8 protein-coding genes and 1 pseudogene are annotated in these 12,145 nt (G+C 41.2%); 6 read left to right on the top strand and 3 right to left on the bottom strand.

The window, feature by feature from the left end; translation table 11 throughout:
• Positions 1-1,119 precede the first annotated feature (1,119 nt).
• Positions 1,120-1,941 carry an AraC family transcriptional regulator gene (locus tag CXF72_RS11160; RefSeq protein WP_101039102.1) on the top strand — a complete coding sequence of 274 codons (822 nt, stop codon included), beginning with the start codon at positions 1,120-1,122 and terminating at the stop codon, positions 1,939-1,941.
• A gap of 231 nt (positions 1,942-2,172) precedes the next feature.
• Here CXF72_RS11160 and CXF72_RS20260 read toward each other — a convergent pair.
• Positions 2,173-2,404 (bottom strand): annotated as a pseudogene (locus CXF72_RS20260) (transposase); the annotation flags it as partial.
• A gap of 874 nt (positions 2,405-3,278) precedes the next feature.
• Here CXF72_RS20260 and CXF72_RS11150 point away from each other — a divergent pair.
• The 3 genes from CXF72_RS11150 (at position 3,279) to CXF72_RS11140 (ending at position 5,218) form a co-directional block, all read left to right on the top strand.
• The gene (locus CXF72_RS11150) at positions 3,279-3,911 is read left to right on the top strand and encodes a Spy/CpxP family protein refolding chaperone (protein WP_101039101.1); all 633 of its coding nucleotides are present in this window, start codon (positions 3,279-3,281) and stop codon (positions 3,909-3,911) included.
• Between the two features lie 570 nt (positions 3,912-4,481).
• Complete coding sequence (locus CXF72_RS11145; protein ID WP_101039100.1) at positions 4,482-4,826, top strand: hypothetical protein; 345 nt, start codon at positions 4,482-4,484, stop codon at positions 4,824-4,826.
• On the top strand, positions 4,805-5,218 hold the full coding sequence (locus CXF72_RS11140; RefSeq protein WP_101039099.1) for a hypothetical protein: 414 nt from the start codon (positions 4,805-4,807) through the stop codon (positions 5,216-5,218). The genes CXF72_RS11145 and CXF72_RS11140 overlap by 22 nt, the downstream gene beginning before the upstream one ends.
• A 202-nt stretch (positions 5,219-5,420) precedes the next feature.
• Here the strand turns inward: CXF72_RS11140 and CXF72_RS11135 are convergent, their stop codons facing one another.
• Complete coding sequence (locus tag CXF72_RS11135; protein ID WP_101039098.1) at positions 5,421-6,878, bottom strand: aminoacyl-histidine dipeptidase; 1,458 nt, start codon at positions 6,876-6,878, stop codon at positions 5,421-5,423.
• 469 nt (positions 6,879-7,347) lie between these two features.
• On the opposite strand from CXF72_RS11135, the gene carA reads away from it, so the two are divergent.
• Together carA and carB are read left to right on the top strand one after the other, a co-directional pair.
• The gene (gene carA, locus CXF72_RS11130) at positions 7,348-8,484 is read left to right on the top strand and encodes a glutamine-hydrolyzing carbamoyl-phosphate synthase small subunit (protein ID WP_101039097.1); all 1,137 of its coding nucleotides are present in this window, start codon (positions 7,348-7,350) and stop codon (positions 8,482-8,484) included.
• A 42-nt stretch (positions 8,485-8,526) separates the two neighbouring features.
• Complete coding sequence (carB, locus tag CXF72_RS11125) at positions 8,527-11,757, top strand: carbamoyl-phosphate synthase large subunit (RefSeq protein WP_101039096.1); 3,231 nt, start codon at positions 8,527-8,529, stop codon at positions 11,755-11,757.
• Between the two features lie 91 nt (positions 11,758-11,848).
• Here the strand turns inward: carB and CXF72_RS19345 are convergent, their stop codons facing one another.
• A complete protein-coding gene (locus tag CXF72_RS19345) occupies positions 11,849-12,010 on the bottom strand; it encodes a hypothetical protein (protein WP_157823242.1) in 162 nt (53 codons plus the stop codon).
• Between the last annotated feature and the right edge of the window lie 135 nt (positions 12,011-12,145).

Raw genomic sequence — 12,145 nt, 5'->3', positions numbered from 1 at the left:
CCATTATTTTCCCTTGTTTGGTGTATTTCTGTGTCTTATTTCTTTACCAAAATAAAAATTAATTTTTGTTGTAATATTTGTGTTCATACACAAACAAAAACCAACATAATTTCCCAACAATCTTCTTCTTTAATCACTTTTGCTTTCAACCCCCCTTTTTTTATGGTGTTCGTGTTGTAGTGAGAGGGGGAGTGCAAGGGGGGGGGGGGGGGAAATGCTAGATGGTATCGATTGCTTGGATTTCGATGCACTGATCATTTTGCTGATGATCGTGGTGTTTTCACAATGCCGACAAGCCTATTTTATGCAATGGTGTTTAATGACACTAATGTGTGCGGATATTATCTTAACCCGTTCGTTCTCTTCAAATCGGCAGGCATGCAGTTCATGGCCACAATCATCACACATGGGTTTATCAATAATGTAAGTAGTGACTTCTGTTGTTAATTTATCGGGCAGTGCTTGAGGCGTTTTTTTATTGAAGCGGTGGTATGTTGTTTGGCTTCACATTACAGCTTCCCTTGGCGGCTTTTTCAGTTTGCTGCAAAGCGTTTCGCACGATTTAAATTGAGCGGAGCCAATGCCAACTCAAGTTTATCTTTGATTGTGACATTTTCTGCGCTGATGATTTTCAGTTTAGATTCAAGTGCTAGATTATCTGCTATTAGTGATTCTTTATCTGTTGTTAGCCATTTTCTGTCTGCTCGCGCCTGATTCTCTTGCCCTGCATAGTGTGAAGTTGTGTAAGTTCATCTGGCGATTGGAACAGGAGTGTTAACCCTTATTATGGAGCATTCAATCCTTGGTTCAGTAATAGAATCAAAGTGTTTTAAGGAAGTAGTGCTCATGCCAAGTATCTAAAATTAAATTATGTACTGATCTGCTCCTCACGTTGCTAAAAGTTCAATTTACAGCTGATTTTATTATTATCTTTCCGTAGGGGGAATCGCATTCTGAACTTTAATTCGATTAAGTTGCATGACATTTCACTCCTTGTTACTATGCTGGAAATAATAAGTAACAATGATTTTTTTATTTATGGCTCAAACTATGGCGTTTTTGAATCAAATTCTTAAACTCTTAAAATGCCCATAATTTTTCCTGTTTATGGGGACTGTCATGAAAAATAGTCTGGCCCGTCGCAACTTAATTGCCCGAAACAACGGTGAGCACACCCATAATTTTGCCCAAATACTGATTGGCTGGCAAGGTGAGGTCGAGTGTGAATTTCGCCGCGGATCAAGGCGACTCAATAATGGCATAGTTGCTATAGTTCCGAATTCGACAGATCATTTGTTTAACGGTTTAAGCGAGAATAGTGAACTACTGGTGGTCGATGTAGTACAGGATGATCCCTACATTCAGGCACTAGAGCAGACATGCCAAATCACTTTAAGTGAAACTCTATTTAAACAACCGGAATTTATCTCCTTGACACCGAAGATAATTCCGCTACTGGACTTTGCTGCAAGTCAGCTGTTACTAAGCAAAGATCAAAACAATCCACAGCTAAACTGTCAGATAGTCTCCCTATTTATAACTCAGTTATGTCAGATACACTCACCTAATATACCCGAGCTGAATCCAGTAGCCAATAAGCGATTGGATGCTGCTCGGATGAACGATATTATTGATAGGCGTCTGGCTACGCCACCTAGCAATTTAGAATTAGCCAATGCATTATATTTAAGTGAAAGTCACTTTTACTGTATTTGTCAGCACCAGTTCGGTTTGACACCACAGCAATATGTGATGAGTCGTCGAATGCAACGGGCGAATTTCATGCTTCTTTACAGCAAAAAGCCTTTAGCAGTCTTAGCTTCAGAATTAGGTTTTTCAGATGCATCTAGCTTTTCCCGTGCCTATAAAAAGTATTACCAAGAACCACCGGGCAGATCACGTCGTTCGATGAATTTGGGCTTTGTTGAAGCAGGTAAATAACCCTCAATTTTCTCTACATATTAAGTTCAGTTATCACTGCCAATCTTTCATTTGGGTTGGCTGTTTAACACATCCCTTATAAACACAATGGCGGCAAACGACTTGGGTGTTCCGCGCTATTCAAGGATAGACAGGCTAGCTAAGCGTCCTCGACGATAATAAAGTTGTCCGATTCGTTCATAGCAGTCTGTAATACTCGATTCAATGATGTTTCTTGAATATAAATCTAGTATTACAGCTAAATACATCCAACGTTAAAGCGTCCACACCAAAGTGATTCACTATGAGGTGTCATTTGAAGCCAAAGAATCATCACATTGTACCTTTCCCATGCTCAGCAATTCCCCTTAAAAAATTTGTTACGTTTTGCTCTAATAATATGGCATATCGCAATTTTTGTGGAGCCAATAAAAGCAATACCCCTATGCTTAGCGAATAAAGTCGTTAGGTATCTATTCATTGGCTGTCTATGTTCAGATTTTTTATACTCTCTGTCTTCAAGAAAAATAGCTTTTAGTTTTGACCATAACTCATCAGTAAGCATTTTTCGGGGCATGGCAATTTCATAAAGTTTATTTTTGGTGAGGTCAATCATATGGTATTGCCAGCTGTCGTACAAATTTCAAACAAATCTCAAACAAATATCAACAGCCCCTAGTAAAAAACAGCATAAGTTATGCCACAAATAAAAGTTAAATAAATACAGGTGGTTATAATTAAATTTTAATGTCGAAAAGTTAATTTTCGCATTAAAAGGCGGCAGCCATTACCTTATCAGGGCACTGCAATTAATTATCAACGGATAATGTCGCTATCTTTTAATTCTCAGCTGTTTAAACACCTTAGTTATTCAGGAAAATCTAGCCTAAATAACGGCTGCATTCTTGCTCGGTCTCCACACTCCTTTCTTTTCAATTTTTATCGCTTTGTTTGAGCGCAATGTGCAATGCCGATTAGGGTCTATTGACCTTTGGAGTGCAAATTTTGTTCAATCTAAAAGTGTTCTGAGCAAGGCATGAGGAGAGCAGCATAGTTATTCTATGTAAACGACAAATAACGCAGCACAGGACGCTTTTAGATGAACCGAAGGGCAGCATTTGTGCGCATGAGCGTATGTGTTATCGCCTGCTTATGTAGAATAACGACATAACACAAGCTCTGCCTTGTATAAAGTACGCACAAATTGCTGAAAAAATGCACACGAAAGGTCAACAGATCCTATACTTTGGAATGTAACAATCGAGCGAGTGATCTCTTTTTTGTGTTTTATCTTATATAAGAAAAACACCGGTTTGGCATTTGAAAATTATTTGACCATAAAATATCAGGAGCAGAAGATGAACAATAAAAAACTTAGTATTATGGCATTGGCGCTGGGCCTTACTTTCGCTAATATTTCAGTGAGTCAGGCACACGGACAGAGGCAGAATAATACCGGCGGCTGGATGCATGGCAGCATGATGAACGGTGGCATGATGCATGGCGGCATGATGAATGGCAGCATGATGAACGGTGGCATGATGAATGGCAGCATGATGCATGGCGGCATGATGAACGGTGGCATGATGAATGGTGGCATGATGTATGGCGGCATGATGAATGGCGGCATGATGCATGGCGGCATGATCTTCTCATCATTAAACCTGACCGCTGAACAGCAGCGACAAATCCAATCTATTATGACAACGGCGATGGCTGCAATGCACAGTGGGCCAAACATGATGACAAATATGCAGGCCCGTATAGCAGAATCACAAGCACTGTTAAATAGCCCAACCTTTGACGACGCTAAAGCCCGTGAAATGATAAGCAAACAGCAGACCTTGATGGTTGATAATCAATTGCAGATGTTAAAAGCAGATCATCATGCGTTTCAAGTGTTAACGGAAGCGCAGAAAGAACAAGTTAACACTTTAATGGCTGAACATCTTGCCCTGATGCAGCAATATATGAAGGGATTTCAGCAGTAACCATAAAAATAACAATGTCATAAAATGTGCCAATAACCTTGCTGACTATATTTATTATTTAACCTCACCTCGGGATAATGAAAGCGCAGTATTCTTGAATATCAAAATTTCACAATTTTATTTTATACAATACCGTTTTGCTTATCCCGAGCTGGGGTTATACCAACGCATTAAATTTATGATAAGTTACTTCAAAGGAAAAATTTACGCTAAAAAAGCCGCCGGGATGATTTTGAATAGTAAATAGGATAATGCATCCTACGAGCTATGCGTTTATTGTCATAGTGCGTGCTAGTTGACGTTCAAATAAGACCGCCATTAAATTTATGATCAATTTTAAATAATAAATCGGATCACTTTATTAATGCGTTTGGTATTCTTTAGTTTATTAGGCTGTCACCGCCAAGTGTTGGCATTTTTATTGAAGTGTCAACAATACTTAGATTATAAGTTTATGCAAAAAAGTCCGGGTGCTTTAGGTCGAATCCTTTGCGTAATAGCGGCATGGATTAATATCCCTTTTTGACTACAGTCTGCTCATAACACTTTGGTTACATAAAGAGTTCCCGAATGTATAAATTATTACCGGGTAAAACCCACCCGATCGGTGCAACGGTTGCGAATGACGGGGTTAATTTTTTCCTCTATTGTGATGAACGATCAACCTTCGTCGAACTGCTGCTGTTTGCACAGTATAATGCGCTTGAACCCTACGAGATTATCCGATTCGATCCCCTGATTCATCGCAGCTTTTATTTTTGGCATGTTTTTGTAAAAGGTTTACCGGAAAAAACACATTATGCTTACCGTGTCGGTGGCCCTTTTCAACCTGAAAACGGGTTGATTTTTGATCCGCAAAAAGTATTAATTGATCTCGACTCAAAAGGTATTAATTGCAGTTTTGGCAACGGCTGATCGCTTTTCGTAAAGCTCACCCGCGTTTATTGCGCAATAAATATGATAATAGTGAAATAAACAAGAGTGGATTATCCGATATATTATGGCATGGATGTGAACTGCGAAAATCAGGCTGGTATGACCCAAACGGACTGGCATTAGCCATGACACTCGGAGAACGGGCCGACGGGCAAGATATACATGTTATGTTTAATATGTACTGGGAGGGACTTGAATTTGAGTTGCCGGATATTAAAGTGGAGAAGTGGTACTGTGCCATTGATACATCATTATCCTCTCCTTTAGATATCGCTGAAATGGGGGCTGAAATAGTACATAAAGGGACGCATTATAAAGTGAATGCCCGCACTGTGGTTGTCTTAATTTCAAAAAAAAATCAGACCCGATAAGCCCAATATCTTTTTGTTATGACAGGCTTAAAAACATACTCACAGGGTTGCCGCCATTTTTTAAACACACCCTTTATACCCACTCCTGCCATTAAGATCTCTGTTCAGGCGCAGGGAAATCAATAACCAACGCCAAAACAGAGTGTTATCACCAGCCGGTATAAATGAACAGCTCTGCGATTAATTAAAGAGTCAACAGATCCTAATCAATGGCTTTTAATGTGGCCACCAATAATTGCCAAAATTTATCAACACTGTTGATCTGCACTTTTTCATCGGGGCTATGCGGAAATTTAATGGTCGGGCCGAATGAAATCATATCCCATTGCGGATATTCAGCACTAAATAAACCACATTCCAATCCGGCATGAATCACCATTGCTTTGGGCTGTTTATCAAAGAGATCAATATATTGTTTTTCAATTATTTTATAAATTTCTGAGTGCGGGTTTGGTGTCCAGCCGGGGTAGTTACCCGTCAAAGAAGCTGTTGCATCATGTTGCTCAAATTGTTGTGCAATTTTTTGTGCTTCGGCTTGTTTTTCCTGCTCAACCTGAGAACGTACTAAGACCTGAATATCAAAAACGCCGCGGTTGTTTCTATTTTGTGAAACAACGCCTAAATTTGATGAGGTTTGTACTACATCAGAAAAATTATTATCCATACTGAATACACCATTATTACACTGGGTCAGGCTGGTTAATAAATTAGCCTGGCTTTTATGGGTTAAAATAAAATTGGGTAAATCATAGGATTTCACCGAAAGCGCTAAGTTGGGCTCAGACTCTTTAAATTGATTGCGCAGCTTTTTTTGCAGGGTATTGATGATAATTTCTATGCTATTTTGATACTGAGGATCACAACTAATGACGCAACTCGCTTCTCGTGGAATCGCATTACGTAAACTGCCGCCTTCAAAATACGCAATATGGAATGGCACGCCCTCCAAATTGTTCAGCACAGATACCAGTGTTTTTATTGCATTTGCACGGCCCAAATTAATATCACAACCGGAATGTCCTCCCTTAAGACCGCCCAGAACAATTTCAAATGCACTGTTGTCCGGTTCACTTTCCATTATTTCATAGGGCAGGGTAACAGTCACATTAACGCCTCCCGCACAACCCACAAAAAGTTCACCTTCTTGTTCAGAATCCGTGTTAAGGAGGATTTTTCCCTGAAGTGCATTTGCTTTCAGGCCAAATGCGCCGGTCATGCCCGTTTCTTCGTCGGTTGTTAAAAGTACTTCAAGGGGGCCATGTTGCAGTGTGTTATCAGCTAATACCGCTAAGCAAGCTGCCATGCCGATGCCGTTATCTGCGCCCAAGGTTGTATTTTCAGCGCGTAACCATTCACCCTCAATGACAGGCTTAATGGCATCGGTTAAAAAATTGTGGTCAATATCGTTGTTTTTTTGCGGCACCATATCAAGGTGCGCCTGAAGAATAACCGCTGTGTTATTTTCATAACCATGACTTGCGGATTTTTTTAAAATAAGATTACCAATTTCATCTTGTACACAGCTTATGTTTTTTTCTTTTGCCCACTGAATTATCCAATCTGCCAATTTTCGATCGTGTTTAGAAGGGTGCGGGATAGAGCAAATAGTGGCGAAGTATGACCAAACGGGGGAAGCTATTGTTGACTGTAAGGCGTGCATAAAAGATCCTTTTTTAAAAAAATACGGAATGAGTTGCTGCTAATCTGCAACCGTTCGGGGTATACTTAAATTGATTTAGATCAATAATATTAACATATTTAACCCCATAGGAAGTGATAATGTCAGACGAAAATTTTAAAGACCCGTATTCAATTCGTTATTTTTTAGGCTTTCTGGTTGTGATGCTTATCCCAACCTTACCTGCCACCCTAGCCCTGATTAAAGTCCTGGGTTAATCTAATCCCTTCGCCTGAAAAGTGTGAAATTACCAAAATAGCCTCTTCTATAAATGGGCTATTTACTTATCCGTCATTTTTTTTCCGTGAAAAGAAAATTTTATTGGTTAATTGTGCTGAAGATCTATAACATGTCGCCAATTTGCCAAAGTTTATGATTATTTGGTGGAAAAAAAGCATTATTTTCCTCCAGTAATCAATAAATTTATTTTTATTTCCCTACGGAGGTTATTTTGAGTCATTCTGCCATATTGGTATTGGAAGATGGAACTGTATTTGAAGGTATCTCAATCGGTGCTGATGGTAGTTCTATCGGTGAGGTTGTTTTCAACACGTCAATGACGGGTTACCAAGAAATTTTAACAGATCCATCCTACGCACGCCAAATTGTTACATTAACCTACCCTCATATCGGAAATACCGGAACAAATAACGAAGACGAAGAGTCAACCTCTATCCATGCCTGTGGTTTGGTTATTCGCGATTTGCCGCTGCTTGCAAGCAATTTCCGTAATCAACTCGGGTTAAGTGATTATTTAAAAAAGCATAATATTGTCGCTATTGCTGAAATTGACACACGTAAACTAACCCGTATTTTACGGGAAAAGGGTGCGCAATCCGGTTGTATTGTTGCGGGTGAAAACCTCGATCAAGCCCTTGCTTTATCTCAAGCTAAAGCCTTTCCCGGTCTTAAAGGAATGGATTTGGCTAAGGAAGTGAGTACTACTGAAGCCTATAATTGGGCTCAGGGTAGCTGGACACTGACCGGCGGATTACCTGCCGATGCGACGGATTCTAAATATCATGTTGTCGCTTTTGATTATGGTGTTAAAAGTAATATTTTACGTATGTTGGTTGACCGGAGCTGCCGTGTCACGGTTGTGCCGGCACAAACTTCCGCCAGTGATGTTTTAGCAATGAACCCTGATGGCATATTCCTGTCAAATGGCCCGGGCGATCCGGAACCTTGTACCTATGCGATTACCGCCATCCAAGAAATTCTAAAAACAGAGATTCCCGTTTTTGGTATCTGCCTGGGTCATCAACTGCTTGCGTTGGCAAGTGGCGCTAAAACATCAAAAATGAAATTCGGTCATCATGGTGCCAATCATCCGGTAAAAGATTTAGACCGTAATGTGGTTATGATCACCAGCCAAAATCATGGTTTTGCCGCTGATAAGTCATCATTACCAGATAACTTGCGTGCCACGCATGTTTCATTGTTTGATGGTTCACTGCAGGGAATGGCCCGTACTGATAAACCTGCCTTTAGTTTCCAAGGTCACCCAGAAGCAAGTCCGGGTCCGCATGATGCTGCGCCATTATTTAATCACTTTATTGAATTGATTGAAGCGTACAAAAAAGCCTAGTTAATCAGATAATAGAACACCGAATAGAAAGGTAAATTTCAGATGCCAAAACGTAATGACTTAAAAACTATCCTAATCATTGGCGCCGGACCGATTATTATTGGCCAAGCTTGTGAGTTTGATTACTCGGGCGCACAAGCATGTAAAGCCTTAAAAGAAGAAGGTTACCGTGTTGTCCTGGTTAATTCTAACCCGGCAACGATAATGACCGATCCCGATATGGCCGATGCAACTTATATCGAACCGATTCATTGGCAGGTTGTTGAAAAAATCATCGCCAAAGAACGTCCCTGTGCAGTGCTGCCAACTATGGGCGGACAAACAGCATTAAACTGTGCGCTTGAGTTAGAAGCCAAAGGCATATTAGCTAAATATAACGTTGAAATGATCGGCGCAACGGCTGACGCGATTGATAAAGCGGAAGATCGTAGCCGTTTCGATACTGCCATGAAAAAAATAGGCCTTGAATGTCCTCGTGCCGGAATCGCACATAATATGGATGAAGCTTATGCCGTATTAGACATGGTCGATTTCCCCTGTATTATCCGTCCTTCTTTCACTATGGGCGGAACAGGCGGCGGTATCGCTTATAACAAAGAAGAATTTGATGAAATCTGTACCAACGGTCTGGACCTTTCACCTACCACTGAGCTATTAATCGATGAATCATTAATAGGTTGGAAAGAGTATGAGATGGAAGTGGTTCGTGACAAAAATGATAACTGTATTATTGTTTGTGCGATTGAAAACTTCGACCCGATGGGCATTCATACAGGGGATTCCATTACGGTTGCACCTGCGCAGACATTAACCGATAAAGAATATCAGTTAATGCGTAATGCATCGCTCGCTGTACTGCGTGAAATTGGTGTTGAAACGGGTGGTTCAAACGTTCAGTTTGGTATTAACCCGGAAGACGGTCGTATGGTGCTTATTGAAATGAATCCTCGGGTTTCACGTTCTTCTGCACTTGCATCAAAAGCGACCGGTTTCCCGATTGCGCGGATCGCTGCAAAACTGGCGATTGGTTACACTCTGGATGAGCTGCAGAATGATATCACCGGCGGTAAAACACCGGCATCTTTTGAGCCGACCATCGATTACGTTGTTACTAAGATTCCGCGTTTTAACTTTGAAAAATTTGCCAACTCGAATGACCGTCTTACTACACAGATGAAATCTGTGGGTGAAGTAATGGCAATCGGCCGTAACCAGCAGGAGTCTTTACAAAAAGCACTTCGCGGTCTGGAAGTAGGTGCTGACGGTTTCAGCCCTATGGTTGATTTAAATGATGAAAGCGCAAAAGAAAAAGTATTATACGAACTGCGTGAAGCCGGTGCTGAGCGTATCTGGTATATCGGTGATGCATTCCGTTTAGGAATGACTGTAGATGAAATTTACGCTATCACTATGATTGATAAATGGTTCCTGGTACAGATCGAAGACTTGATCCTTGAAGAAGGTAAAATCGCTGAGGGCGGTTTACGCGGTTTAGATAAAGCGGTGCTTAAACGTCTAAAACGTAAAGGTTTTGCCGACAGCCGTATCGCAACTGTGGTCGGTGTTACTGAAACTGAAGTTCGTAAACTGCGCGAACGTTTTGAGTTGCATCCGGTCTACAAACGGGTAGATACTTGTGCTGCTGAGTTTTCATCAGACACGGCTTACATGTACTCAACCTATGATGAAGAATGTGAAGCTAACCCCACGAGCAATGAAAAAATCATGATCATTGGTGGTGGTCCTAACCGGATAGGTCAGGGTATCGAATTTGATTACTGTTGTGTACACGCTGCCATGGCAATGCGTGACGACGGTTATGAAACCATTATGGTTAACTGTAATCCGGAAACAGTTTCCACGGATTACGATACTTCAGATCGTCTCTACTTCGAACCGATTACATTGGAAGATGTACTTGAAATTGTTCGAGTTGAAAAACCCAAAGGGGTGATTGTGCAGTACGGTGGTCAAACGCCGCTAAAACTGGCACGTGCATTGGAAGCCGCTGGAGTACCTATTATAGGTACTTCACCGGAAGCGATTGATCGCGCCGAAGACCGTGAGCGTTTTCAGCAAGTGGTTGAGCGTTTAGGCCTTAAGCAGCCTGAAAATGATACTGTTACCACACTTGATCAAGCGGTTGAATCAGCCAAGCATATCGGTTACCCGCTGGTGGTTCGTCCATCCTATGTATTAGGTGGCCGTGCAATGGAAATCGTTTATGATGAAATTGATTTACGTCGTTACTTTAAAGATGCGGTCAGTGTCTCTAATGAATCACCGGTACTGCTGGATCGTTTCCTAGATGATGCAATCGAAGTCGATATTGATGCTATCTGTGATGGTACGGATGTGGTTATCGGTGCGATTATGGAACATATTGAACAAGCGGGCGTTCACTCCGGCGACTCGGCATGTTCATTACCAGCTTACACGCTGAGTGCTGAAATACAGGATGAAATACGTGGTTACATTCGCGCGTTAGCATTAGAACTGGGTGTTGTTGGTCTGATGAATACTCAGCTTGCGGTGAAAGATAACGAAGTCTACATGATTGAGGTTAACCCGCGTGCTGCACGTACTGTGCCTTTTGTGTCAAAAGCAACGGGTGTGCCGATTGCTAAAATTGGTGCAAGCGTAATGGCCGGTAAAACACTTAAAGAGCTCGGCGTAACCAAAGAAGTTATTCCACCTTACTACTCCGTTAAAGAAGTGGTATTACCCTTTAATAAATTCCCCGGTTCAGATCCTATCTTAGGGCCAGAAATGCGCAGTACCGGTGAAGTGATGGGGGCGGGTGATACCTTTGCAGAAGCTTATGCAAAAGCGGAACTTGGTTCGATTAAAGATGTACCAACCATAGGTCGTGCATTACTTTCTGTGCGTAACAGCGATAAAAAACGCGTTGCAAAACTGGCTGAAAATTTAGTAGAACTCGGATATGAGATTGATGCAACGCATGGCACTTTAGCTGTATTGCAGGAGGCCGGTATTAACGCTCGACGTGTTAATAAAGTACATGAAGGTCGTCCGCATATTCTGGATCGCACTAAGAATGGCGATTACACTTACATGGTGAATACCACTGAAGGTCGTATTGCTATTGAAGATTCACGTCAGCTGCGTCGTGCAGCGCTGCGCTACAAAGTAAATTACACTACTACTTTGAAGGGAGCATTTGCAACCTGTCAGGCGCATCTAGCAGATCCGACCGCACCCGAGGCGACGGTCAACTCAGTGCAAGAGCTGCATAAACGTATAAATGGTTAATTTTAATTTCAAAAGTTAACAGTTAACGCTTCTTGCGTGAACAATAAAAAGGCTGAGCAATTAATTGCTCAGCCTTTTTTTATGGAGAAAATTAACCCTCTTTATTGATTATTCTGTAATTTATACCAAAAGCATTCAGTTTATGATCACTTGCCTCAAAGGAAAAATTGACGCCCACAAAGCCGTCAGGATGAATTTGAATAGTAAATCTGATCACTTTATTAATGCGTTTGGTATTATTGGTAGGAGGCATTCTATGCACCGCAAACAGTGGTGCGCGGAGCGCACCCTACGAACTATTAATGAATGTAGCTGAGTAAAGAATGTTTTTATTAATGAATGTAGCTGAGTGAAGAATGTTTTTATTAATGAATGTAGCTGAGTGAAG

The sequence above is a fragment of the Psychromonas sp. MB-3u-54 genome, assembly GCF_002836415.1.
Lineage (GTDB): Bacteria > Pseudomonadota > Gammaproteobacteria > Enterobacterales > Psychromonadaceae > Psychromonas.
The sequence above is the reverse complement of the archived record's forward strand: the minus strand, read 5'-3'. Positions and strand labels throughout refer to the sequence as shown.

What these genes read in the sequence shown, in the direction of transcription:
- carB (WP_101039096.1), top strand. Translation starts at nt 8,527, where the DNA reads ATGCCAAAACGTAATGACTTAAAAACTATCCTAATCATTGGCGCCGGA.
- CXF72_RS19345 (WP_157823242.1), bottom strand. Translation starts at nt 12,010, where the DNA reads ATGCCTCCTACCAATAATACCAAACGCATTAATAAAGTGATCAGATTT.
- CXF72_RS11160 (WP_101039102.1), top strand. Translation starts at nt 1,120, where the DNA reads ATGAAAAATAGTCTGGCCCGTCGCAACTTAATTGCCCGAAACAACGGT.
- CXF72_RS11150 (WP_101039101.1), top strand. Translation starts at nt 3,279, where the DNA reads ATGAACAATAAAAAACTTAGTATTATGGCATTGGCGCTGGGCCTTACT.
- CXF72_RS11135 (WP_101039098.1), bottom strand. Translation starts at nt 6,878, where the DNA reads ATGCACGCCTTACAGTCAACAATAGCTTCCCCCGTTTGGTCATACTTC.
- CXF72_RS11145 (WP_101039100.1), top strand. Translation starts at nt 4,482, where the DNA reads ATGTATAAATTATTACCGGGTAAAACCCACCCGATCGGTGCAACGGTT.